Origin of the sequence: Leptospira terpstrae serovar Hualin str. LT 11-33 = ATCC 700639 (assembly GCF_000332495.1) — a bacterium.
Lineage (GTDB): Bacteria > Spirochaetota > Leptospiria > Leptospirales > Leptospiraceae > Leptospira_A > Leptospira_A terpstrae.
This window is the reverse complement of sequence record NZ_AOGW02000009.1, coordinates 236,519-260,688: the sequence shown is the minus strand read 5'-3', so window position 1 is coordinate 260,688 and position 24,170 is coordinate 236,519. Positions and strand designations below refer to the sequence as shown.

General features: G+C 39.0%; 20 protein-coding genes. 8 read left to right on the top strand and 12 right to left on the bottom strand.

Annotated features, from left to right (window positions below; genetic code table 11):
• Positions 1-31 precede the first annotated feature (31 nt).
• Positions 32-547, top strand: a complete 516-nt coding sequence (gene tpx, locus LEP1GSC203_RS07870) for a thiol peroxidase (protein ID WP_002973268.1) — start codon at positions 32-34, stop codon at positions 545-547.
• On the opposite strand, the gene LEP1GSC203_RS07865 is transcribed toward tpx, so the two are convergent.
• From LEP1GSC203_RS07865 to LEP1GSC203_RS07855, 3 genes are all read right to left on the bottom strand, one after another.
• Complete coding sequence (locus LEP1GSC203_RS07865; RefSeq protein ID WP_002973523.1) at positions 531-2,840, bottom strand: ATP-binding protein; 2,310 nt, start codon at positions 2,838-2,840, stop codon at positions 531-533. The two genes, tpx and LEP1GSC203_RS07865, sit on opposite strands and share 17 nt — an antisense overlap.
• A complete protein-coding gene (locus LEP1GSC203_RS07860) occupies positions 2,837-3,928 on the bottom strand; it encodes a metallophosphoesterase family protein (protein ID WP_002973335.1) in 1,092 nt (363 codons plus the stop codon). The genes LEP1GSC203_RS07865 and LEP1GSC203_RS07860 overlap by 4 nt, the downstream gene beginning before the upstream one ends.
• A 76-nt stretch (positions 3,929-4,004) precedes the next feature.
• Positions 4,005-5,198: a CaiB/BaiF CoA transferase family protein gene (locus tag LEP1GSC203_RS07855; RefSeq protein ID WP_002973225.1), complete on the bottom strand. Its 1,194-nt coding sequence runs from the start codon at positions 5,196-5,198 to the stop codon at positions 4,005-4,007.
• Positions 5,199-5,306: 108 nt separating this feature from the next.
• Between LEP1GSC203_RS07855 and LEP1GSC203_RS07850 the strand changes: the two genes are divergently transcribed.
• On the top strand, positions 5,307-9,536 hold the full coding sequence (locus tag LEP1GSC203_RS07850) for a beta strand repeat-containing protein (RefSeq protein ID WP_039937588.1): 4,230 nt from the start codon (positions 5,307-5,309) through the stop codon (positions 9,534-9,536).
• Positions 9,537-9,578: 42 nt separating this feature from the next.
• Here LEP1GSC203_RS07850 and LEP1GSC203_RS07845 read toward each other — a convergent pair whose 3' ends face one another.
• Positions 9,579-11,378, bottom strand: a complete 1,800-nt coding sequence (locus tag LEP1GSC203_RS07845; protein ID WP_002973406.1) for a sulfatase — start codon at positions 11,376-11,378, stop codon at positions 9,579-9,581.
• 3 nt (positions 11,379-11,381) lie between these two features.
• The gene (locus LEP1GSC203_RS07840) at positions 11,382-11,771 is read right to left on the bottom strand and encodes a DMT family transporter (RefSeq protein WP_002973209.1); all 390 of its coding nucleotides are present in this window, start codon (positions 11,769-11,771) and stop codon (positions 11,382-11,384) included.
• Here LEP1GSC203_RS07840 and LEP1GSC203_RS07835 point away from each other — a divergent pair.
• Positions 11,766-12,665: an alpha/beta fold hydrolase gene (locus LEP1GSC203_RS07835; RefSeq protein WP_002973467.1), complete on the top strand. Its 900-nt coding sequence runs from the start codon at positions 11,766-11,768 to the stop codon at positions 12,663-12,665. The two genes, LEP1GSC203_RS07840 and LEP1GSC203_RS07835, sit on opposite strands and share 6 nt — an antisense overlap.
• Before the next feature lie 138 nt (positions 12,666-12,803).
• Here LEP1GSC203_RS07835 and LEP1GSC203_RS07830 read toward each other — a convergent pair whose 3' ends face one another.
• Genes LEP1GSC203_RS07830 through LEP1GSC203_RS07820 form a run of 3 tightly spaced genes read right to left on the bottom strand, consistent with a single transcriptional unit; the run spans position 12,804 to position 15,330 of the window.
• On the bottom strand, positions 12,804-13,103 hold the full coding sequence (locus LEP1GSC203_RS07830; RefSeq protein WP_002973384.1) for a hypothetical protein: 300 nt from the start codon (positions 13,101-13,103) through the stop codon (positions 12,804-12,806).
• A gap of 15 nt (positions 13,104-13,118) precedes the next feature.
• Positions 13,119-14,546: a dihydrolipoyl dehydrogenase gene (lpdA, locus tag LEP1GSC203_RS07825; RefSeq protein WP_002973372.1), complete on the bottom strand. Its 1,428-nt coding sequence runs from the start codon at positions 14,544-14,546 to the stop codon at positions 13,119-13,121.
• A 43-nt stretch (positions 14,547-14,589) separates the two neighbouring features.
• Positions 14,590-15,330 carry a class I SAM-dependent DNA methyltransferase gene (locus tag LEP1GSC203_RS07820; protein WP_002973281.1) on the bottom strand — a complete coding sequence of 247 codons (741 nt, stop codon included), beginning with the start codon at positions 15,328-15,330 and terminating at the stop codon, positions 14,590-14,592.
• Positions 15,331-15,407: 77 nt separating this feature from the next.
• Here LEP1GSC203_RS07820 and LEP1GSC203_RS07815 point away from each other — a divergent pair, with 77 nt between their 5' ends.
• Genes LEP1GSC203_RS07815 through LEP1GSC203_RS07800 form a run of 4 tightly spaced genes read left to right on the top strand, consistent with a single transcriptional unit; the run spans position 15,408 to position 19,624 of the window.
• A complete protein-coding gene (locus tag LEP1GSC203_RS07815) occupies positions 15,408-16,538 on the top strand; it encodes a hypothetical protein (protein WP_002973540.1) in 1,131 nt (376 codons plus the stop codon).
• On the top strand, positions 16,539-17,054 hold the full coding sequence (locus LEP1GSC203_RS07810) for a chemotaxis protein CheX (RefSeq protein ID WP_002973443.1): 516 nt from the start codon (positions 16,539-16,541) through the stop codon (positions 17,052-17,054).
• A 6-nt stretch (positions 17,055-17,060) separates the two neighbouring features.
• Entirely contained in the window at positions 17,061-18,098 is a 1,038-nt protein-coding gene (locus tag LEP1GSC203_RS07805) for an alpha/beta hydrolase (RefSeq protein ID WP_002973341.1), read from the top strand.
• A gap of 44 nt (positions 18,099-18,142) precedes the next feature.
• Complete coding sequence (locus LEP1GSC203_RS07800; protein ID WP_002973456.1) at positions 18,143-19,624, top strand: DUF342 domain-containing protein; 1,482 nt, start codon at positions 18,143-18,145, stop codon at positions 19,622-19,624.
• A gap of 11 nt (positions 19,625-19,635) precedes the next feature.
• Here the strand turns inward: LEP1GSC203_RS07800 and msrA are convergent, their stop codons facing one another.
• The gene (msrA, locus tag LEP1GSC203_RS07795) at positions 19,636-20,145 is read right to left on the bottom strand and encodes a peptide-methionine (S)-S-oxide reductase MsrA (RefSeq protein ID WP_002973223.1); all 510 of its coding nucleotides are present in this window, start codon (positions 20,143-20,145) and stop codon (positions 19,636-19,638) included.
• Positions 20,142-21,215 carry an S-methyl-5-thioribose-1-phosphate isomerase gene (mtnA, locus tag LEP1GSC203_RS07790; RefSeq protein ID WP_002973300.1) on the bottom strand — a complete coding sequence of 358 codons (1,074 nt, stop codon included), beginning with the start codon at positions 21,213-21,215 and terminating at the stop codon, positions 20,142-20,144. Before mtnA ends, msrA begins: the two co-directional genes overlap by 4 nt.
• 120 nt (positions 21,216-21,335) lie before the next feature.
• Between mtnA and LEP1GSC203_RS07785 the strand changes: the two genes are divergently transcribed.
• On the top strand, positions 21,336-21,602 hold the full coding sequence (locus LEP1GSC203_RS07785) for a sigma-54 down-regulated protein (protein ID WP_002973373.1): 267 nt from the start codon (positions 21,336-21,338) through the stop codon (positions 21,600-21,602).
• Positions 21,603-21,639: 37 nt separating this feature from the next.
• Here the strand turns inward: LEP1GSC203_RS07785 and LEP1GSC203_RS07780 are convergent, their stop codons facing one another.
• Together LEP1GSC203_RS07780 and LEP1GSC203_RS07775 are read right to left on the bottom strand one after the other, a co-directional pair.
• Positions 21,640-22,350, bottom strand: a complete 711-nt coding sequence (locus LEP1GSC203_RS07780; RefSeq protein ID WP_002973516.1) for a hypothetical protein — start codon at positions 22,348-22,350, stop codon at positions 21,640-21,642.
• Positions 22,347-24,164, bottom strand: a complete 1,818-nt coding sequence (locus LEP1GSC203_RS07775) for a CHAT domain-containing protein (RefSeq protein WP_002973271.1) — start codon at positions 24,162-24,164, stop codon at positions 22,347-22,349. The genes LEP1GSC203_RS07780 and LEP1GSC203_RS07775 overlap by 4 nt, the downstream gene beginning before the upstream one ends.
• Between the last annotated feature and the right edge of the window lie 6 nt (positions 24,165-24,170).

Here is a 24,170-nt window from a genome sequence, read left to right as displayed (position 1 = left end):
GTTAGAATTAGTCTAAAAAAAGGAGATAACAATGGCACAAGTAACACTCAAAGGAAATCCAGTTCCTCTCGAAGGTAATATTCCCAAACCAGGGGACAAAGCGCCTGACTTTAGAGTCGCAAAACAAGATTTAGGTGATCTTACATTAAAAGATTTAGCAGGAAAAGTAAAAATTCTAGTAGCCGTTCCAAGTTTGGATACAGCTGTTTGTGCGTTGGAAACTAAGAAGTTTAACGAAAAAGCAGCCAAAGAAAATGGAATCACAACTCTTATCATCTCAGGTGACCTTCCTTTTGCTATGAAACGTTTTTGTACGACAGAAGGAATCGATTCTGAAAATCTGATTACAGGATCTCAGTTCAAAGATTTTTCTTTTTCAAAAAATTATGGAACTCATATTGCCGCGGGACCTCTTGCTGGTCTTTCTGCACGTGCGGTCTTCGTTGTGGATAAAGACGATATCATTCGGTATACAGAACTTGTACCAGAAATTGGAAGTGAACCTAATTACGATACAGTTCTTGCGGAAGCTAAGAAATTGGTTTAGTCAATTCATGGATTTGGCAGGGGAGGTTTAATCCCGCTGCCAATTCTTTGATTTTGGAAACAATTTCCCCATCAAAACTAAAAAACACAACTCGCCAATCTTCCTCTGCGTTAGCAATACACTGAAGTGTGTAGGCCAAAGCAGAATCCCTTCGACTTGCATCCATATGACGAAATGGCTCATCTAACAAAAGATAGGGTAAGTTGAATTGTTTTCCAATCCGAAACGCATATTCCAAACGTAACACGAAAGAAACTTGTTCTTTGGTTCCTGTAGACAGATTGGCAAATGCCAAACTCTCCTGAGAAGAATCGGTTGTGACCTGAATTTCATCTGAAAATCCATTCCATTGGATTTGTTTAGAAGGAAGAGAACCTTTTAAAGCATCCATTCGGGTTTGTAAAGACTTAACCAAGGAAGACATTTTGTCCGTACTTTCCACCTGCATCTCAGAAAAAATTTCAGACAATACTTCCAATGCTTGGAAGTTTCTATCCAAATCATTTTTCCATTTTTCTTTTGTTTCTAAATCTCTTTTGGTCTGTTCCCATTCTTTTTGAGCTGGGACCATTTGCGATTCCAATACAGCTTTGCCCGTATCTAACTTTTTTTCCAAGTCCACTAACTTACGTTCTAAGTCTCGGATAGAATCGGCAAACGACTGGATTGTGTTTTCTAATCTTTGTTTGGCGACTCGATCTTCCGAAGAAAAAGATTTGGGAACTCCTTTTTTTTCAAAATCACTGAGTTTATCTTTTAGTTTGAGTTTTAACTCTCCTAAATCAATATTTCCCCATTTTTTGGATACGTTTTTTAACGATTCTTCTAAGGTATGTAATTTTTCTTGTTTTAACCGAATTTGAACAAACAACTCCGAAAGTTCAGAAAGAGAATGTACACCCGCTTCTCGCCAAATTGTAGTTAATTCTTTTTCTTTTTCCAAAAGTATTTCTTTTGTTTTTTTCTCCTCTGCCCGAAGCCTGGAGATTTCTTCTTCCATGTTCGACATTGTAGAATTCAAACTTTCCAATTCGAGTTTTTGTTTTGTATATTCTCTATCAAATCTTTGGAAAGTAAGAGAAATAGATTCCATACTAAGTGAGTCGGGTTTCCATTCTCCCAAAGTTTTGGTTTCCATTTCCGTTGCAATCCTGCGAATCATTTCATTCCATTTCGGCTCATCTTTTTCAATTTGGATTTCTTTGGCGCGGGAATAAAAATAAAAACTAACAATCAAAAGAATGGCGGGCGCAGAATAGACCCAAATTCCAAAGTCAGAAAATAGTGAAAAAATAAGAGAAAAAATCCCTAAAACCCCAGATCCTCCCGCCAAACTTCTGTACAACGGATTCCAAACTGTTTTTTGAACCACGGGAGATTCTTCTTGGAACTTGCGGAGGGTTTGTTTCCAGGTTTCAAAAAAATCAAAATACGATTCTAGTTTTTTGGACTTTTGGTCTGCTTGTGATTTTTGTACTTTGTAGGATTCCCATTTTGATTCCGATGTTTCTATTCTTTCTTTTGTTAGGGAAAGTTTTTGTTCTAAGGATTTGGTTTCTCCATCCAGAGTTTTTGCTTTTTTATCCCAGTCAGATTTTAGAATATTTTCCTCTTGTTTTGTTTGCGATTCAAGAGTATCCCATTGTAATAGTTGGGTATAAATACGATCGGCTTCACTGTGTTCTTCGGTTTCGCGAAACTCTTCCAGTTGTTTTTTATGTTTGGTCTGATCGGTTAAGTTTGAAGCCAAAGTTTCTTTTAGGTTTTGGCGTTCTTTTTCCCAAAGGGGTAAATCTGCAAATTGAGAGGAAATTTTATTGAGAGCCAATTCAGATTCGTCAAACTTTTGTTTGGCGGCGTTAAATTCAGACAAAGCCAGATTCCATTCTTTGGCTGATTTTCTTGTTCCCGATTTTGCAGAAAGTTGTTCTACTTGTTCTTTCAGTTGTGATGGATTGTATCCACTATCGAATATTGTTTGTTCAATGGTGCTTATGAGTTCCTTTTCAGAACCTACATCCATATTCCCTTCTCGAATCACAAGTGAGTTCAAATATAAATTTTGAGAGAGGGATAGTTTTGTAATTCCTAAGTCAGAACTTCTGTCTGGTTTGTACCGAGCATTCAAAAGAGCTCCGTATTTTGTACTTCCCACCACTTTGACAAGTGCCGATACAAATGCATCTAAGATGGTTGTTTTTCCTGATTCATTGGGTCCTGTAAATACAGTGACTTTTGCAATGGGAAATTCTTTTTTAGAAAAGATACCGAAGTTTTCTATTTTTAATTTCATCGGTTTTTTTTACCTTCTAAAATCAAACGAATGCCAGTGACTCGAGTCTGTCTCCAAAGAAGAGGTTCCATTTGTTCTTTTCGTTCATTCATTTTGTCGAGGAATTGTTTCACAAATTCATTTTCTGACAAATGTTGGATCACTGTAATTTGGGATTCATCTGGATCAAACTCTAAGATGCGATACTTTGATTTCCATTCCCGAAGAAAAGTTTCTTGAAACTTTTGTTTTTCTGCCATCGAGTCTACATATCCCGCAAAACGAAACACAATCCAATCCTTGGGATTTGTTCCACGTAAATATGTTTCAATACTTTCTTCCGGTTTTCCTTCGGTATCCAAAGTGACTAAGATCTCTCGATACTCACCAGCCTCTTTCCAATATACAGGTTCTGTGCGCACCTTAGATCCATCGATATGAATGAAAATTCCCCCTCTTGGCCCCAATTCTCCTTTTCTCCAAACTCGAGAAGATCCCGCATAACCAACGCTACAGTTTCCAACCGATCCCATACGCGCGCGGTGGAGGTGGCCAATAGCAAGATAATCCAAACCTAAGTTTTGGATGAGTTGGGGATCAAGATACGACCCACCTTCTTCTTCTTCCTCGCTAAGACCTGTAAAACTCATTCCAGGAACCGTTCCATGAGCAAGGCCGATCCTAACTTTCGTTTGTTTGGGTGGTGGCGGAGATAATAACAATCCAGAATAGTTTTCTTGGTGGGGGATGGATACAAACTCGATTCCCGTATCTTCAAATAAACGATAGGGAGTTTCGTCTAGTACTTTGACCTTTTCAGACCAATCATAGTCCACATAACGGTTGCTATTCCCTTTTTTCTCCAAGATTTCATGGTTTCCAGGAAGAAAGTAAACAATTCCCGAATAAGAAGAAACTACTTTCAAAAACTCTGATCGGAGTGCTTCTAAATCGGGGAAGGTATTGAAAAGATCTCCACAAAATAGAATTCGGTCGCATTTGGTTTGTTCTGCGGTTTCAAAAATTTCACCGAGTACGGCTAAGGAATAGTTTTTTTCGTCTTTGGAACTTTGGGAAAGGTGGAGGTCAGAAACTTGTAATAACTTCATATTGTATGATTAGGGGAGAGTTTACCTCCCCCCTGGGACAAATTAAAGAAATTACGAAAAAAAAGCAAGGGAGCCGTTAAATCACCCGGTCTTTTTTGAACTCCGCAATTTTATCTTTGGGATACCCCAAACCACCCAAAATCTCCTCAGTGTGTTCCCCGTGTTCCGGTGGATCATTTCTGTAGACAAAAGGGGTTTCCGAAAAATGGAAAGGAGAACCAAACTGGAGGATTGGACCATATTTGGGATGGTTTCTTTCGAGCACCATTCCCCGGTCTTTCATATGTGGGTCTTCTGAAACTTCTTTCATATTGAGAATAGGAGAAAGACAAGCATCTGTATTATCAAAGATAGGCTGTAAATCAGAATAAGTTTTGGATTTAAAATAATCGGTTAACTTCTGTTTAATGAGAGGTATGTTTTCTTCGTTCATTGGATGGTCTTTGGTTAAGTTTTCCATTCCCGCTGCCCGTAAAAAAGTTTGAAAGAACATATCTTCCAAAGCACCTAGAGCAACATACCTTCCTTCTTTGGTTTCATACACATTGTAATTTGGTAATTTACCAGATAAAATATCGTTCCCAGCTTCTGGAGAAGTTTCAGAGGCTGATAAAATCCCACCGTATAACGAAAGAAATTGGAGAGAAGCATCAGTCATAGAAATATCAATGCGTTGTCCTTTCCCTGTTTTTTCTCTATAATAAAGGGCAGCAAGAATAGCAGAAAGAGCAGTGAGAGTACCTCCTCCCACATCTGCCAATTGAAAACCTGCTGGTCTTGGTGGGTTTCCGGTTTGGTCAAGAACTCCCGAGATCGCAAGATAGTTCAAATCATGTCCTGCAAAGTCTACGTACTTACCCGAAATTCCATAGCCAGAAATTCCACAGTAAATCAATCGAGGGAATTTTTCTTTTAAGACATCATATCCGATTCCCATCTTATCCATTCCATCAGGACGAAACCCTTCGAGTAAAATGTCAGCGTCTTCCAAAAGTTTGAAAAGAATTTCTTTTGCTGATTCTCTTTTTAGGTTCAGCGTGATCGCTTTTTTATTTCGATTGAGCATCATGTACAAAGCAGGGTAACCTGTTTTTCCTTTGAACATCGCACGAGATCCATCATAGGCTCTTGGGTTTTCAATTTTTATGACCTCGGCACCCATATCCGCTAAATGTTGCGAACAAAGTGGTCCTGGAAGGAGTAAAGATAAGTCGACTACTTTCACACCAGCAAGTGGTCCCCTAGAAGTTTGATTTTGATTTTGGCTCATTTTTGTTTATTGCATATCCTGGAAATTTTTTTCTGATTTAGGGTATTTTTCTCGTAATATATAAAGGGAGAACCCTAATTGGAAGTCAAACGAGGACAAAAGGGAATCATGTTCAGGGTCTGTATTTCCATTATTTTTCTCGTTTTCTCCACTCTCTCTGTATCCTGCCAGTCCATAACACCCATTAACCTACAGATGTTATTCGGTTCTTTTTTTGCATCTACAACTGGGCAAGGTTCTGTGATTTACGATACTCCGAATTTTTTATTTACGAGTGAAAATGGAAAACAAGCAGAATTCACAGTTCGTTTGAACATTGAGCCGAATAGTTCAGTAAGAATCGGTCCCATCACTGTCTCTGATCCTACAGAAGGTGTTCTATTATCTTCAACTTTTATTGAATTTACGGAAGATAATTGGGATATACCACAGAGCGTTCGTTTGGCGGGAGTGGATGATTTAATTGCAGATGGAAATCAAAACTATAGAGTTCAATTAGGAACAACTTTTGCTTCTGACATCAGGTTTTCTTCTCAAGGACTTCCTGTTTTACTCGTAGTCAATACAGACAATGAATCCTCTGGTGTGGCCGCAAGTCCCACTTTAGGTCTAATCACATCCGAAACAGGAGAAACGGGAACCATTGCCTATGTTTTACAAACAAGGCCAATGCAAGATGTTTATATTAGAAACTTTGTTTCAAACGATACTACAGAAGCTACAGTCGCAGCAGTAGAACTTGTATTTACACCTAACAATTGGGATGTGCCACAAACTGTGACTATTACCGGTGTGGATGATTTTAGTGTAGATGAAAGTACATTTCAAATTTCTGCAGACGTTACTGTATCGAATGATCCCGCTTACTTGGGAAAACCAGTTCCAATCATTACCGGAACCAATGTAGATGATGATGTGGCAGGGTTCACTGTAATCAATTTATCTGGACTTACCACAACGGAAGCTGGCGGGGCAGTCAGTTTTGCTGTGGTCATGAATACTCTTCCCACAAATTCAGTGACAATCCCTTCTATCGTGGCCACACCTAGTTCTGAAGGAACAGCATCACCTTCCTCACTTACCTTTGCACCAGGAGAATGGTTCACTCCTAAGATTGTCACAGTCACAGGAGTAGATGATTATATAGTAGATGGTTCAAGGACAGTGTCGATTGTTACAGGAGCCGCAACTTCTGCTGATACAGATTACAATGGTTTGGCGGGACCTGTTTTTCCTTCTGTTACCAATACAGATGATGATGTGCCTGGATTTATACTCACAAGTCCAGGGAGTTTGACCATATCAGAAAATGGAGGAACTCTTTCATTTGCCATTCATCTTTCTTCTCAACCACCGCCTGGATTTACAGTAACACTCACTGGAATTTCAGAAAATAATTCCATCACGAATGCCAGCACCTCAAATTTAGTTTTTACCAATGCGAATTGGAACATAGACCAATTTGTCAATATCACAACTAACAACAATTCGATTGATGAAGATACAAGAACCGTTACTTTACAATTTGGAACTGTAGATACGGGAGGTTCTGCGGATCCCGTATATAATTCAGTTACGCCTCCCACTCAAGCAACCATCTTTGTGACAGATGATGATACGGCAGGATTTACCGTAACTCCAGTGGGTGGGCTTGTGGTTCATGAAAATGGAACTCCTTCCACAGAAACTTTTACCGTTGTTTTAAACTCACAGCCAACAAACTCAGTCAGTATTCCTTCTATCACATCCAGTAATACCGCAGAAATTACTGTATCTCCATCTTCTTTAAACTTTACAGTAGGGAACTGGAATACTCCGCAAACAGTTACTGTCACGTCCGTGTTAGATGGATCTGACGATGGCGATCAAAATGTAAATATTACTTTTGGAAATTCCTCTTCAACGGATCCAAAATACAACTCAATCGCCATTCCTGCTGTGACTGCCATCAATACCGATAGTAATGAACCTTTGGTTCGAATCCAAAACTTATCAGCGTCTTCTATGGCAGAGAATGGAAGTTCTACCATTACCTTTGAAATCAGACTTTCGTTAAAGCCGAGTTCTAATGTAACGATTGGTCCCATTACTTCCTCCGACGGGACAGAAGCGGTGTTACTCAATAGTACCGCAGGGGTTGCAGCCTCGCGCACTTTGACCTTTACACCGACGAACGGGCAATCGGCGAACTATACAGGCAACACAAGCGACAGCGGCTGGGATGTACCTCAGGTGGTTACCATTCGTTCGGTTTCTGATTCCTTCGACGATGGAAACCTTCCCGTTACCATTCATATCCCACAAGCAAGTGGTTCTTATTTCACAGGTCTTTATCCGACAGGTACCCTACCCGGATATACAGAAGCTAGCGGGAATTTGGTGGTGACAATCAATGACAATGATACCGTTGGTTTTACCATTTCATCCACAACCTTAAATCTTACCGAAGGAGGAAGCGATGGAACCTTCACAGTCCGTTTGAATTCGGCTCCTTGTGACACTCCCGGCAATTTGGCAGCTTGTGCTACTGGATCTGTTACGATTCCTATCACGGGTGAAACCTTTAACTTACCCGATTCGGTTCAATACACATTCACACCGGCAAGTCTTACCTTCACCCAAGCAAACTATTCGACTACACAAACAGTGACAGTTATGGTCACCAATGATTCTATCAATGAAATCAATACAAGAACTCATACACTGGCACTCGGTGCCATTTCAGGATCAGGAACTGATTATGAAGGATTGAATCCGAATGATATTACAATCAATATCACGGATGATGACAATCCCTCCCCAAGTATTCTATTTACTCTCGATGCAGGACAACCTTACTTTACGACAGAATCTGGACAATCGGCTATGTATAGCCTTAGGTTAGGAAGTCGACCTCTCCCAGGAAACCAAGTCACAGTGACACTTGCTACTTCTGATGCCACAGAAGGAATGATTAACGACAGCGGAACACCCGTTAGTTCCAAACAATATATTTTTGATGAAACCAATTGGAGTACATCCGTTCCAGTGGAAATCCAAGGAGTTTCCGATGCCTTAACCGACGGTAACGTCAGTTATAATATTACAGTGAATGGAACAGAAACAGGTTCCACTCCTTCCTGGTATATTAGTTTTGTAGGAAGCACAGGAAATACTGCGACCCTTCTCAATTATAGCGTTTCTGAAAATCCAGTCACAGTAATCACTCCGACAAACCTAACTCGGGCCGAAAATTCATCTGCCTTTCCTATTTATATTTTACTGAGCCAAGCACCTACTGACGATGTCACAGTTCCTGTATCCGTCACCACTACATTTCCTTGTGAATTGATAACTAGTCCTTCTATTCCTCAGTTTTCAATCTCAACAAGTTCAGTGACAATTACTAGTGCCAATTGGAATACCATTGGAGCACATAACACAATCATTGTGACACCAAATGATGATGCTGTGGATGATGGAAATGTTTCTTGTCCGATTGTTATAGGAATCCTTTCTTCTTCCGATGGATTTTACAATGGAGTGAATCCCTATCCGGCTTCTAACTATCCAATGCTCACATTGAATGACAATGACAGTGCCGGAATCACTACGTCAGGGTTCACTCCAGCAACAGTCGTTACTTCTCAATCAGGTGCCTCTTCCGAATTTTATATTCATTTGGATTCACAACCCACAGCCAATATCACTGTGAACTTTAGCACCACACCAGGCGGCCTTGTCAGTTTTCCTACAGCTCCACTCACATTCACTCCGAGTAATTTTGGAACTGGGCAACTAGTAACTGTTACAGGACTTGATACCGCAAGTTTAGTGGATGTAAGTTATATAATATCTTCGGTTGTGACTTCCGGTGAAACAGGCACAGGCTTTTCACCTTCTACGATTTACAGCGCGCTCACTCCTCTATCGGTCTCTGGTAATCATATCAACTATATTTATGATATCATTCCATGTTCAGACCCGAATCCGATGAATGCATGTGGGACCGCACCCAATAGTTCCGGGGGACTTGTCACTTCACCTAACTTAATCACTACGGAGATTGGTGGTCAGTCCAGATTCCAAGTTCGTTTGCGCGCACGTCCAATCACAAACGTTACCATTCCAGTTTCTAGTTCCAATGTCGCAGAAGGAACCGTATCGGGCGCTAGTTTGGTGTTTACTTCTAGCGATTGGAATACTTTCCAAAACATAGTCCTTACAGGAGTTGATGATTTTCTTGTGGATGGAAATATGGCTTATTCTATTTTATTCGGCTCTCTTAGTGGAGGAGGAACTGGATTTAACGGAGAATCATTGCCTTCTGTATCGGTAACGAACCAAGATAATGATTGAATGGATGATAACCAAGCTGAAAAAATGATCAAAAAAAACTAACTACTGAACATATCCTTGTTTCTTTAGAATTTCTAAAGCATCTGTTCCTAACTCTTGTTTAGAAGTATAAGATTTTTTTTGCCCACCTTCTTTCCAAAAATAAACTTTTGCATTCGGTAGGATCATAGGTCTTTGTGCTCCAGACTCATATAACAACTCACAGTTGGAATTGCAGGAAGCCATACTCAATCCAAAATATCCGGTATAAATATCTGTTTTTGGAATTTGTTTTTTAGAAAACCAAACAGTAAACTCAGGGAAACTGACATCGGGATAGACTTCTAAGCTAATTTCAAATGCCTTCGTAGTATTTGTATGAATCTGAACCGATTTTCCCTTCTCTTCCAAAACTACGTCATCGGGAAGGTTTGCCATTCGTATCCTACCTTGTGGTACTCGAATTTGAATGTCTGTATCTGTTGATTCTGGTTGGATGGAAAGATGATACAAAGGAAGTTTTGGTTCCATCGAACGAATTTGTTTCCAAAAACGTAGGATCTTCTTTTCCAAAGTTGGACTTAATTTCATATCCTTTAAGTCTGAAATATTCGAGATTCGCAATGGATTTATTTGGTTAGGATCTTTTTTCGTATCGGTATATAAATAAAACTCAGATCCTACGGAACCTTGCCAAAACTTACCTACTTCATGAAATCGATACGACCTTTGAAGAAGAAACTCCGATCCTTCTCCATACCCTTGTGTGAATCTAGTTTCGCCGTAGTATGTTCGTTTGGTGGTTTCTTGATTTTCGATCAATGGTTTGAGTGATTTTCCTTGAACCAACTTAGGAATGGAAAGTCCACAATAATCAAGAACAGTTGGAAATAAATCAATAGACCTTGTCATAGAAGAAATCGATTGTTTTACATTCGATCCAGGCAATTTAACAAGAAGTGGCACATGAATATTTTCCAAAAACAAATCCTGACCATGTCCATAATAAGTATTAGTTCCAGTAAAAGGAGAGATCGCATGGGCACTATGCATCACCTCTCCATGATCTGCTGTGATGAGAATGAGAGTATTGTCCCAAAGGTTTTTGTTTTTCAGTTCCTCAAACACTAATCCAAGTTCCTCATCCACAAAAGCAACTTCCCCCAAGTAGTTCCTTTTTTTTTCATCTAAGATTTCATTAGTTTGAATCCGATTGGTGAATCCTTGTGGTGGGGTATAGGGTTTGTGTGGGTCGTTGTAATTTAAAAATAGAAAAAAAGGTTTTTCCTTACCGGAAATTTCTTCCAAAACTTCGAATGTTTTTTTAGTTATTTTTTTTGTATCTTCACTATAATTCGAAAAGTCGTATAACGAATCAAAGCCGACATCTACCCCAAGTCCAAACTTATCTGTCAAGAACGGGTTGTTCCCTACCATATAAGTATCAAACGAATGATCTTTTAATAACTTAGGAAGGGGACGTTTTTCAGATCGATAAAATGCTTCTACCTCTGACTTGGTTGTGGGGTAATCCCAAAAATTCACAGGATTAGCCGAAGCATACTTTCCAGTAAAAAACACAAGTGTGGATGGCCTTGTCCAGGCAGCATTGACCAAATGGTATTGGAAGTGGACTGCATTTTTTTGAAACAAATCTAAGTTAGGTGTGACACCATACCGACCGATGATATCTCCCCTTAAAGAATCTATCACAATCCAAAGGACATTAGGGCGCTTTTGAATGTTTGGTGAAACAGATTCCTCACCTGTGTTGGAATCTGTTTTTTTACAATGAAAAAAGAAAAGAAAAGAAATTAGAAAAAGTAATGTTTTAAGTTTTATAAAAACAGATTTTGATTTCAAGATTTACGATTTGACATCAAACATTTGCAAGGCGGTAAGCCAAACGCCTATGAGGATAAATGCAATTCCCAACCACTGCGTTAAGTTCAATCTTTCTTTAAAAAAGAGAGAAGAGGCAATCAAAACAATGATAAAACCACTAGAAGTAAACACAGGATAGGCGAGTGAAAGTTTTAATCCTTTCCCGAGTACATAACGATATCCAAGGAGTGCCAAACCGAAACTCGCAAGCCCACCAATAAAGTAAGGATTAAATACAGTAAAGATTGTATCCCAAAGACCACCTGACAAAGTTTTTGTTTGGTCTTGTAAGGAAGAGGATTTGATTAAAATATTAGCCAATGCATTGAAGAATACGGCTATACAGAAGAAGAGGATGACCTGGAATTGCATGGGATAGAGACAAAATCCGATCTAAATCGGGAAGGGTCAAATAGAAAAATGAAACAAAAATCCTTTCGGTTCAGAAACTGGGAATGTGCCTATTTAGATTCGGAAACTCCGGGTCCTGTTCTCGTTTTCTGTCATGCCAATGGCTATAGTGCCGGCTGTTATCATAATTATTTTAATTTATTATCAAAACACTTCCGAATCATTGCACCCGATTTTTTAGGACATGGTCGTTCTGAGTTCAGTTTACAATTTCATAATTGGAATGTGTTTCGAGACCAGATCTTAGCACTCCTCGATCATGAATCCATTCATAAGACAAATATCATTGGTCATTCCCTTGGTGGAGCCTCTTCTCTCCTTGCTGCGGCGAAAGAGCCATGGCGTTTTGAAAAAGTTCTGGCAATGGATCCAGTGATCCTTGGTTGGAAGTTGATCCTTCTTTCTAAATTTTTGGAAAACCCACTCGCAAAAGGAGCCAAAAAAAGAAGGACTCATTTTAAATCGATTGAACTTGTTAGGCGGTCCTTTCGAAAATTCCCTGCCTTTGCCAACTTCGAACCATCCATCTTCGAAGATTATTTAAACTCTTGTTTTATCAGTACAGGCCACGAAGCAGAAGTCAAACTTTGTTGTGACCCAAGGGTGGAAGCAAGAATCTTTGGACATGCCCACTTCCATGTCTTCAAAAACTTTTATGGAATCAAAACGGAAAACCATATCGCGATCCCAGAAAAATTTGAAGTCTGTAGCCCAAAGTATGCCAACCTCCTCACAAAAGTGCATCCCAAATCCGATGTCACCATCTTCCCTGGGTTCACTCATTTTTTTCCCTTTGAAAGACCAATGGAAACTTGGGATTGGATTCGCCGTTGTTTGGAGATAAAAGAAAATTAAGATACACTTTTGGAAGATAGAAGAAAGGGGCGCCTCGGATTCGTTAGGTGAAAGGGAATCGACGATTAACCCGATCGCGCTTTACGCTCCAATCTTTCCTACGGAAAGGATTTCCGCTGCAATCGCTGGCGCGGGGTATTACTTTTTCTCTTCTTGCAAACAAAGGATTTGATTGCACTCTGCAACACAACCTTGCCGAGCCGATTCCGCATTGCGGTACTTGTTTGAAAATCCAAACACCGGTCCTGTACAGTTTGTCATACACTGTTGTTTCTCTTTGCAATTCAAATTTCCATTTTGACCAAACTTATCATAGAATGGATGCACAGGTTTTTCTTTAGAAAAATCAATTTGGTCTTTCATGACTTGTTTTTCTGAAAATAAATCCAGACTCAATAGAAAGAAGATGAATACTATCCGAATTAACGATCGTTCCATTCAACTTCCCTCTCCTTATATATTAATCGCCTCTCCGAGTACCGCTGCCGCACTTTCCATAATCCCTTCCGATAACGTAGGATGGGCATGGATAGTGTTGGCAAGTTCCCTTACCGTAATTTCCATATTAGCACCTAGCGTCAGCTCGGCGATCATTTCTGTGGCGCCACTTCCAATGATATGGGCTCCTAAAATTTCTCCATGTTTTTTATCAGAAACAATTTTTACCATTCCTGTTGTGTCCCCTTGGGCTTGGGCCCGGCCACTGGCAGTGAACGGAAATTTACCAACGGTGATTTCATATCCCATTGCCTTTGCTTTTTCTTCCGTAAGGCCCACACTGGCCACTTCAGGATGGCAATACGTACAGCCAGGGATGTAAGAATAGTTCAGTCTAACAATCTGTAAATGGTGAGGGTTGCCTAAACGAAAGGAAATATCTTCTGCAGCTCGGATTCCTTCGGCACTGGCCACATGGGCAAGCGAAGGTGTAGGAATACAATCCCCAATGGCATAGATATGATCCAAAGTGGAACGGTAGTTCCCCACAAAGTCTACAAATCCATTTTTAAGTTTGATTCCAATTTCATCCAAACCAATAGCCTGAGTATTCGGTGTAATTCCTACACCGACGATCACTTTATCAAAGTTTAATTTTTCTTTTTTACCAGATTTTCGATCTTGTAAGGTGAGTTCCACACCAGAATCGGAAACTACGGCCGTTTCCACACCAAAACTTAAATACTGCTCAATCCCTCGTTTTTTAAAACTTCGTTCCAACACTCCAGAAATTTCTACATCTTCATTGGGGAGTAGATGGTCTTGGAATTCAATGATGGAAACTTTAGACCCCATACTTGCATAAAAATCGGCAAACTCTACACCAATCGCACCGGCTCCAATGATAGCCAGGTTCGGAATTACTTTTGGTTCAATCATAGCATCTCTAGCAGATAACACACGTTTACCGTCAAAAGGTAAAAAAGGGAGGGCTTTGTTTTTAGCACCCACAGCTAAGATAAAAAAATCGGCAGTATAAGTATTTGTCTCCCCAGAACTTGGTTTGACTTGGATGGTTTTGGAATTTTGAAAACTGGCCTCACCACTGATTACGGTGATTTTGTTTTTCTTCATCAGAAATTCAACACCTTTGGCCATTTGGTCAGCAACAGACCGAGAACGTTTGATGACTGCATCAAAGTCAGCTTTGATATTATCGCAAGAAAGTCCAAAACTTGCAGCCTGTTTTAAATGTTCTAATACGTGCGCGCTTTCTAACAAAGCTTTGGTGGGAATACAACCCCAGTTCAAACAAACTCCCCCGAGTTTTTCACGTTCAACAACACAAGTTTGCAAACCTAATTGTGCGGCACGGATGGCAGCGACATAACCTCCAGGCCCTCCTCCGATTACGATTACTTGGAAATGGTTTGGACTAGACATACGTTCTCCCGATAGATTGAGATACCGTACAAAAAAAAGAAAGTCAAGACCTCTTTTTGGCTACAATGAGCATCCTTGCGCCCGTTTTTATATATTTTTCGCCATCATAGTTGCTATAAACATGAAGGACATCAAACTTATTATCGTCTAAGAAATTCTGCACTTGGGGGAAATGAAACACACGCATCGTATGTTTGTCTTTTAAATCTTTTTGATTTAAATTATATACATAATTGACTTCCACAATGGCAACATCATCTGCTCTTGTTAAACGAAATCCACGATTTCTTCGAATCGAAGTATCCCCTTGCCTCACATTACTTACTGTCGTAATTGGTTTACGTTTGATTCTGTGGATTGGGTCTGCATTCCAGATTTCCAAAACCAAAAGACCGGCCTGTTTTAAATTTTTATGACAATTCCGTAGAAAATTTTGAACCAAGTCATCATTGATCAAATAATTAAAAGTCCCATACAAACAAATCACAGCATCTACCGGTTGTTTGGCGACATATACTTCCATTTTTCCCAGCTCAAACTGACAATGCGGAAACCGGACTTTGGCGATCTCTAACATTCGGGGAGATCCATCCACTCCGAGTGGTTTGAATCCCATTCCTTGCAGTTCCTTGATATGTTCCCCGGTCCCGCAGCCTATATCTAAAATGGTATGTATTTTATGTCGCTTAAAGGTATCTCTTAAAAAGAGGATTTCCTCCGAGAACTTACGGCTAGCTTCTTCGATGGTAAAATAGTATTCGGCTAATTCGGAATAGAGTTTCATTTGCCCCTAGCGGAAAGGGAAAATCAGTTCAGCGAATCCCCATTTTACCCGTTATATTGAGTAACGGCTAAGACACCATGAAACGATATACAATTCCCACAATTTTTTTTACCATCGGAGTCATCCTTCAGTATACATTCTATTTTTCTTGGGTGAGTTTTACACTTCTTGCAGTTTCCTGTTTGTTACTGGCGTTGTTTTTATACAGTTTGGATTTTCAAAAGCCTGAGCATCTGAATGATGCGGATCCTAATTTAAATAACGAAGTTTTATTAGAAAATAATCCACATACAGATGTGGTCTTTGATACGGAAACGTCTTTACCATCCATACCTTCGAATGCAGAACCTAAACCAAAAGACATTCTCTGGAAAAAAGATCCCATCTTACTTGCCAGAGAACAAATTCATTTGGCAGAACGATCTTTGTTTTGTGAAACGGTAAAAGAATTTCCTTTTCCATTTTTAACAGAGAAACTTACCTCAATCCAATATGTTTATTATGATGGAAAAGAGTTTAAGGAATGTTATTGGCAAAAGGCTGGAATGATGGTGGAAACCGATGACAATCCAGTGGAATGGGAAGAATATGAAGAAAGTAAGGTGAAAGAACTACTCCCAGCCATCTCCATCGACAAGCGAAAGTTATACATTCCGTTAACTATGAATGCACAGTTATTCGGTTTTTTATGTTTTTCTACTAAAGAGTCTTGGAATGAATCAGAAATCCAATCCTACTGGGAAAAATCAACCATCATCTCAGAAAAGATTATGGTAAAAAGAGAATATGCAAAGGTAACTAAACATCCTATTTCCAAACTCTACAATGTTTCTCATTTTTATCAAATGGCAAAATCAGTGTTTGAGTCAAAAGAAAAAGTGACTCTCATCCTATTCAAGTTCATTGATACAAACTTCCAATCAGAAATTGCCATTGGTTTAAACGAACTTGGTAAACAAAACGGCGTCATTGGTTTGGGTTTGTACCAACTAGAAGAAAATTTATATGCGGCAATCATTTCGAATGCCAAGCTCGATGTGTTTTCTGAATTTTTTAAACAGTTTATCGAAGAATTGGATAGTCTAGGGTTTCCATCAGAAGTAGCCCTTGGTTACTCAAACCAATCCATTCCAGGAATCAAATTTGATGTATGGATCAAAGCCGCATACAAATCATTGGAAGAGAGTATCCTTTCCCACGCAGCATAAATGGATCCTTTAATTGATGAAAAATTTATCCTGACTGTTTCGCAAGTATTACCGGAACATTTCCAAAAGACTCTACTCGTCTATGCAGAAAGAGAGGCTTATGGTCCTTCTAAAAATGAAGGCCTTTGTTTTGAAAACTGTACACTTGTTGAATTTGTTGGAGATATTAATGGAAAAGTGTATCTAGCTTTAGATGGTTATACAAAACTCAAACTCCTTCCAAAAATTGCCAAGGCATTTCAAATAGATCCCACTTCCCGTTCTCATTCAGCATCCATCATGATGGAATTTGCAAACCAGATAGCAGGAAAATTAATTACAGAAATGAGACTGGGCCGTTACGAAATTGATATTTTGCCACCCGAAAATTTAAACCATAAACTAGTTCCTATCTCCTTAGAACATTTCCGCCAATACATTCTTATCTTCAATCTCAAAGACAGAAGAGGAGAAGAATATATGGGTAGACTCTATCTTATTTTATTGTTGGAAAAATTTCCCACTCCCAAAAACTAAATCCGAATGAAACCTTATGTTTTGGCAATCCCACTCATTTTGGGATATGCAGGGATTAAACAAAAAAAATCTTTAGAACGTAAGGAACTCCAATTGTCTGGAACAGGCAGGCGAGTGTTTCATATTTATCCTACAGGAAAAAATCCAGAATCTTTACCAGGTGTTTATATCCAACATGGAATGAGTGCTATGGGGATTGATGACCCAAGGATATTGGAACTTGCAGAAAATATTGCGAACTCCAACCACAGTGTCATCTTACCGGAACTTCCCGAAGTGAAAGGGCTTCGGATCGCAGAAACGACTATTACAAACATCCAAGATTTGATGATGGAAATTCATTCCACAAAACATATGTTTAACGGAAATGATTTAGGATATTTATCCGCTAGTTTTTCCGGTGGTATGGGTCTAATTGCTGCTTCTAAGTCTAACACAAAAAATAAAATCAAAACTTCTATGGCAATAGGAGCCTATTGCGATTTTTTAGATACTGTTCCCTTTGTTTTTTCTAATTACGATATAGATCCTTATGCGGTGTATGTCATTCTATATAACATGCTCCATCGTTTTGAACCAGACCTTGCAGAAGAATTAAAACCAGTATACTATGAGTCCGCTTTGGATAACGGACTCAAACGACAAGGTGACGAGGCACTAGGTGAAAAATTACTCAAAAAGATTTCTCTCCATGCCAAAGAATTCTTTTTCCAAGTGGCCGCCGATGGAAATTTTCGAATAGAAATAGCGAACCGCGTTCTAAAAACGGTTCCGGAAAATCTCCCTGAAAATCTATCTCCGTTTTACCAATTGGAAACACTCAGTGGGCCCGTAGCCCTTCTCCATGGAAAGACAGACCCTGTGATCTCGCCAGAGGAATCAGAAAAACTGGCCCTCCTCTTCCAATCGAAAGAAATTTCCTATGTCCACCGCACTTCGACTGCCCTAACCCACGGAGACAGCCTACCTCTCCATTCCCAAATTTTCGGAGTCCCGGCCCTCCTGCAAACCTTCGGAAGTTTTCTATATTGGCTCCGCCGATAGAAATTCTCGTTTCTCCTAAGTAACCTGCCGATACTTTTAACAGAATGGACGTAAAAAATGCACCGGACTTCAATCCGGAACGGGGACTGAAAATCCAAATCTCCGAGGATCGACTCACGGCAACTTTGGTAGCAAAACCAATTTGGTTGTTAGGCGGTTCAATGAGCAATATATTAATTTATGAAGCTCTAGACAATGCAACCATTCATCGGGATCGAATTTTGATGAAAGAGGTAGATAAGGCAGCCATCGAAATTGATAAAATCTTAAAAGATCCCACCAAAGTAAGAGAAGATTTTAATTTTTTAGTAGCACAAGGAAACCCCGCCAAACAAGGGGAAAGTGGTTGGATTAAATTTTATTTCCCAAGAGCACAACGTGTTGTCTTAAAAGACGATGGATCAGCAGATTTTAGAAACATCAATAAATATGTTCACGTAAAAGAAGGCGAAAGACTGGCTACTCTTTTTGAAGGAATTGCTGGAGAACAAGGGATTGATGTTTTAGGAAATCCAATTTATCCTAACCCAATCGACAGACCTAGATTAACTTTAGGTAAAAATGTACTTCCAAAAACCGTGGAAGATCCTGAAAAACCAGGTAGACAACTTAAGGAATACTTTGCTTCACTCAGTGGTGTTGTGTTTTCAACTGACACCTCTCTCACCGTATCTCCTGAATTAAATATTGAAAGTAACATTGGTCTAGGAACAGGTAACATCAACTTTGAAGGTACTATCCGTGTCAAAGGAACCATTGAAGAGGGAGCCGTTGTTAATTGCCAAGGATCTCTTTACTTAGATGGTAACGTGGAATCTTCTGATGTGATTGTAGGTGAAGACTTAGAAGTCAAAGGTGGAGTCAAAGCCAAAGGAAAAGGTGTCATTCGTATCAAAGGGGACCTTCGAGCAAAATTCATTGAGAATGGAAACCTAGAAATTGATGGCGATTGTATCGTTGAGAATTTTATTTTAGGAAGTAAAATTCTTTGTTTAGGAAACGTAATCCTTACAGGAGAATCTTCTTCCATCATTGGTTCTGATATTGTTTCTTACCAAGGAATCACAGTATCATCACTTGGTTCAACTGCCCAAATGGACACAGTGGTAGAAGTAGGATTTCATTTTAGAAATGATAGACTATTTACTGAAGGTAGCTCCAAACTTGCCGAGTTTGAAAGAGATTTAGAAGCACTAGTTCCAGAAATACAAAAAATCAAAGAAGTTGTCCAAAGGTCTCGTGGGAAATTGGATGATTCGAGAAAAGAAAAGTTCAAAGAAATCTTTGATGCTTACCAGAAAAAAAGTAAAACCGTTGAACTTCTCAAATCTAAAATAGAAGAACTTAAAGGTGCTCGTTACAACCAAGACAATGTTAAGGTTGTTGTTCGAAACACAGCCCACCCAGGTGCAGTGATCAAATACAGACGGCAAGTGGAAAAAATTACCAAAGCCCAAATTGCATTTGTGATGAACTTTTTCCCTAACCAGGAAAAAGCGATGTTAACAGCTTTTAAAGGGAAATAACCTTACAACGATTACAGCTTTAATCCCAACTTTTTAAGTTTGGGAAAAATCACATAATGGCAATAGGGATTTTGTGGGTTGAGAGTGAAATAATTTTGGTGGTAATCTTCCGCTGGATAAAACTCTGGAGCCGGTGAAATCTCTGTGACAATCGGATCAGGAAAAAGATAAGCATGTTTTCTTTTGGATTCCACTGCTAAATCTTTTTGTTTATCATTTAGGTAGAAAATAACGGAGCGATATTGGGTTCCAACATCGTTCCCTTGTTTATTGAGAGTTGTAGGATCATGGGACGCCCAAAAAATTTCTAATATTTTTGAGTATGTAATGAGCTCGGGATCAAATTCAATTTCGATAACCTCTGCATGTCCAGTAGTTCCTGTGCAGATTTCTTTGTAGGTAGGACTCGGAGTGGATCCACCTGCGTATCCTGATTTTACGGATAGAATTCCTGGAATTCTAAGATACACAGCCTCCGTACACCAAAAACACCCACCACCTAAAATTGCTTTTTCCGTCATACATTCTTTAGACGAAGAGAAATCTCCGCAGGTACGAAACATCCAAATTCTGTGATAAAGTTTCTGATTAAGTGAGCTTTTGTTACATCAAACGAGGGATTGAGAGCTCTTGCACCTATAGGTGAAGTTTTTCCTTCTGGAAATAAATATTTTCCATCGGTTCCCTTTAAAAAGTCGAACCTGGTCACCTCGGATTCTTTTCTCATTTCTATAGGAATTTCTTCCCCTGATTTTAAGTTTAAGTCAAAACTATCTTTTGTGGCACAAACATAGAATGGTACATTATGTTCTCTTGCGACTATCCCTAAATTGTAAGTTCCTATTTTATTGGCAGTGTCTCCGTTTGCCGCAACCCGATCACAACCTACGATGACTGCGTCAATCTTTCTATGGTTCATTAGCCAACCAGACATTCCATCAGTAATGATATAACATTCGATTCCTTCTTCCATCATTTCAAAAGCTGTAAGTCTTGAACCTTGAAGAAAGGGCCTTGTTTCATCTGCATAAACAACTACCTTTTTTCCTGCATCCCGCAAACTTCGAATCACCCCAAGAGCCGTTCCATGACCTGCAGTGGCAAGGGCTCCTGTGTTACAATGAGTGATGATATGAAATTCCAATTGGTCTTTAGGAAATAATGAAACTCCATTTTCCCCCAAAGATTTGTTTGCTGCCAAATCGTCTTTCATCATTTCCTCACCATAGGTTTCCCAAATCTTTGCGATGGTTCCCCATTCAGTGATTCCTTGGATTCGATTTTTTGCCTCTCGTAAGGCATAACTCAAATTGACTGCTGTTGGCCGAGACTCAAGTACAGACGAAAGTAATGTATCAATCTCACTCGGATTTGCGACACCTGACCGAGATTTGGCGCCTAAACTAAGACCAAAGACTCCTGTGATGGCAATGGCAGGTGCACCTCTAACAGCCATTTCACGGATTGCTACTATGGTTTCTTCCGCAGTGGATAATTTCAAAAATTCTTTTTTTCCCGGCAAAATCCGTTGGTCGAGAAGTTCTAAATAAGTGGATTTCCACTGGATGGGCAAAAATTCCGGATGAGGCATCTATCCATTTTTTTTGTGCGATGCAGGAAAAAAATACAAAAACGGGTTGACTAATTCCTGTGCACCGCACAAAAAGAGGTAGTGCATTGCACAAAATAAAACCGAAAAGGAAAAATGAAAATGGAACAACAAGTAAAAGACGGATTAAACTTCATCCTAGGCGCAGTAAACACAGCAAAAGTAGAAGCAGAAAAAGCTTTTTCTGAAATCAGCACTGGTTTCCAAAGCCTAGCTGCAAAAGGTGCTCAAGACCAAAGCGAAGTTTCTGTTAACCTTAGAAAATACCTTCAAGAAGGAATTTCTCAAGTAGAAACTATCATCGGTAAAGCAAACACTGTGGTAGCAGAAACAAAAGCAAAAGTAGCAACTGTTACTTCTAAAGCTTAATTAAATTTTATTCTAATCAAAGCCCGGATACTCACCTCTATCCGGGATTTTTTTTAGTCATTCCTTCTCGCCAATCTTTCCAATACTGACCCAACTCCTTGGAAAAATAATCTTCCAATACACTTAAATCAGAAAAACTCTCATAGTTGATTTCAAATGAAGTGAAATTTTTTTCTGCTGAGGTTTGGAGTCGCATTCGAAACAAATCCATCATCTCCAACCGAAATTCCTGAAACATTCGATCCATACTAATGTTTAACAATTGGAAATATTTTTCAAGAGCATGCGAAAAGATATGGTCTGCTGATAAAAAAGAATACTCAACAGAGTCCTTTGCCATCTCCACAAAAAGCGATTCCCATAAGTCGGCCAAAATACTTTCTTTGTTTTTGCAATCATAGGCTTGGCAAATAGAAGCTCCGTAAAAGGAAAAGTTTTGGCTTTTTGGATCTCCAGTAAAAATGGGATGAATCATACAGCCTATCCGTTGTTTGGCTGGATCTACATATCCCAAAAAAGGACAATTATAAGTCATATCATCTTTTTTAGGAATGTGAGCTTCTTTTGTTTCTCTTTCTTTACGAAAGATGGGAAAACTATGGCGAACTTCAAAATTGACTGTGGTTTGGAATTCGGAAGTTCGTTCCAATAACAGTGTTTTAAATTCTTTTGGCTGAAGTTTTAAATTAAACAAACCACAACAGGCACCGCAGGAAACGTTACCAACATCCGGATGGCATAAACTCAACTCTGCTTGGCTCCTAAAACAAAAGGTGTGAGGCCGTTAAACACAAGTTCCAAATCACCCGTTTCCTTTTTTTCTTTAAAGTATGTTGGGAATGGAATCACAATTTTACGACTTTCATGAACCAAAACTAAATTTCCTTTTTGATTAGAAAGTTGTTCCTGTAATTTGTCTTTGGATCCAGGAGAAGAAGGATATAAATAAGCAGGTTTGATACCTTTAAAATAAAAATGTGGATTGTGATTTTCAGAAACTAAAAGAATACTCACTTTCTCCAATTCCGAAAATTCTAATAACATATTTTCTACAAAGAATTGCAAAATGATTTGGTAGGATTCAATTTCTTCCTCTTTGATTTCATCTCTTTCCCAAGATTCCATCCATCCTACGATTTTGAAAATGGTTTCTTTTTGTTCATGTAAAACAGGAAGTGCCATTTCCAAAATACTTGAAATCTTTAGTTTTTGAAAATCCCAAACACATCCATATACAAGTTCCCACCATTTACGAAGAGATACCGCATCATCCGGGTTATTCGGAATCGATTTGTTCATTGCATGTGCGGAATGATCACTAAAAACCATCATTCCTACAACTTGGCTAATTGCTTCGAATAATTTAGCCAAACTAAGAAGATTGTTTTTATCAATGGATTTTGATTTACTAGTATTGATGAACTTGGAATAAGCGACAGCAATCGGAGTGGGGTAAAACTCTAGAACCGTGGTAGGATTTAGAATTTTGGCAGAATGGAAATTTTTTCTTTCTTTTACGAATAAGGAAAAATCAGGATTTCCATACAATGCATAGTTTGCCCAAGTCAAATCGTTGGCATGGTAATTTCGCCTTGCAAATTCTTTAGACAAAAACAAAGACTCACCTACAGATTTATCAGAAAACAAAAAGGTATAAAACCGAACTGTAAAATCTATCGTCCTTTCGTTGTCTAAAATTTCCCAATTGGTTCCCACAAAAGTTTTGATACCTGCAGTAAGAAATGCTCCTGCATATTGATTCATAATATTTGTATTTAATTTTTTACCGGCTGCTTTTGCAGACATACAGGAATTGGAAAAAACTAAATCAGTATCGATCCCTGTTGATTTGATCTCGCGCGCCTTTAATACTTTTCCATCGGACAACAACCAACCATTCTCCAATGAATCATCTGAAAAATGAAGGTGTCCCGAATAATGTATAATATGTTTGTCTTTGATAAGAGAAAGTAACTTGAGTTTGGTGACTTGTTTTCCACCGATAAACTCTAACTCTAAAAGGTGTGTGGGTACCTTTTGGCTCAGAACAGAAAAAAGTACCTCTCCTTCTTTTTGCGCATGAGGTAAGTCTTCTGTAGGATCTGCTATGATTAACATCTTAATCTTTCGGTTTTCTTGGTGTGTAGGACGGTGTAATCCACCACGAATGGTTTTTCCAATTCTAAATTTATCAGAAAGAAAACTAGTGCCGTCATGAAGAAGTTCCCAAGGAACCAAAGCGAGGGCAGGATCAATATTAAAATGAATGCTATGTTTGGTTGTGTTTTTTAATTTTTCAATAATGGAGATCGGGAAAAATTGTTGGTAAAATGTTTCACCTAACACCTTCAAATCTTGAAGGATATCTGCATTGAGAATTTGATTTGGGTTGGAGAGTACCGATTGGGAAACGTGGACAAGTCTCTCCACTTCTCCTAAATATTCGAAAATTAAATCATCATCTAACGTTGATTGAATGTGTGATTCTTCAACGGGGAGATTGTCCTCCAAAACATTGAAGATATTTACGTTACCGACTCTATCTATGATTAGGGAGAGCATTCTCCC

Coding starts and splice junctions, on each gene's coding strand:
- tpx (WP_002973268.1), top strand. CDS start 32: ATGGCACAAGTAACACTCAAAGGAAATCCAGTTCCTCTCGAAGGTAAT.
- LEP1GSC203_RS07865 (WP_002973523.1), bottom strand. CDS start 2,840: ATGAAATTAAAAATAGAAAACTTCGGTATCTTTTCTAAAAAAGAATTT.
- LEP1GSC203_RS07860 (WP_002973335.1), bottom strand. CDS start 3,928: ATGAAGTTATTACAAGTTTCTGACCTCCACCTTTCCCAAAGTTCCAAA.
- LEP1GSC203_RS07855 (WP_002973225.1), bottom strand. CDS start 5,198: ATGAGCCAAAATCAAAATCAAACTTCTAGGGGACCACTTGCTGGTGTG.
- LEP1GSC203_RS07850 (WP_039937588.1), top strand. CDS start 5,307: ATGTTCAGGGTCTGTATTTCCATTATTTTTCTCGTTTTCTCCACTCTC.
- LEP1GSC203_RS07840 (WP_002973209.1), bottom strand. CDS start 11,771: ATGCAATTCCAGGTCATCCTCTTCTTCTGTATAGCCGTATTCTTCAAT.
- LEP1GSC203_RS07830 (WP_002973384.1), bottom strand. CDS start 13,103: ATGGAACGATCGTTAATTCGGATAGTATTCATCTTCTTTCTATTGAGT.
- lpdA (WP_002973372.1), bottom strand. CDS start 14,546: ATGTCTAGTCCAAACCATTTCCAAGTAATCGTAATCGGAGGAGGGCCT.
- LEP1GSC203_RS07820 (WP_002973281.1), bottom strand. CDS start 15,330: ATGAAACTCTATTCCGAATTAGCCGAATACTATTTTACCATCGAAGAA.
- LEP1GSC203_RS07815 (WP_002973540.1), top strand. CDS start 15,408: ATGAAACGATATACAATTCCCACAATTTTTTTTACCATCGGAGTCATC.
- LEP1GSC203_RS07810 (WP_002973443.1), top strand. CDS start 16,539: ATGGATCCTTTAATTGATGAAAAATTTATCCTGACTGTTTCGCAAGTA.
- LEP1GSC203_RS07805 (WP_002973341.1), top strand. CDS start 17,061: ATGAAACCTTATGTTTTGGCAATCCCACTCATTTTGGGATATGCAGGG.
- LEP1GSC203_RS07800 (WP_002973456.1), top strand. CDS start 18,143: ATGGACGTAAAAAATGCACCGGACTTCAATCCGGAACGGGGACTGAAA.
- msrA (WP_002973223.1), bottom strand. CDS start 20,145: ATGACGGAAAAAGCAATTTTAGGTGGTGGGTGTTTTTGGTGTACGGAG.
- mtnA (WP_002973300.1), bottom strand. CDS start 21,215: ATGCCTCATCCGGAATTTTTGCCCATCCAGTGGAAATCCACTTATTTA.
- LEP1GSC203_RS07785 (WP_002973373.1), top strand. CDS start 21,336: ATGGAACAACAAGTAAAAGACGGATTAAACTTCATCCTAGGCGCAGTA.
- LEP1GSC203_RS07775 (WP_002973271.1), bottom strand. CDS start 24,164: ATGCTCTCCCTAATCATAGATAGAGTCGGTAACGTAAATATCTTCAAT.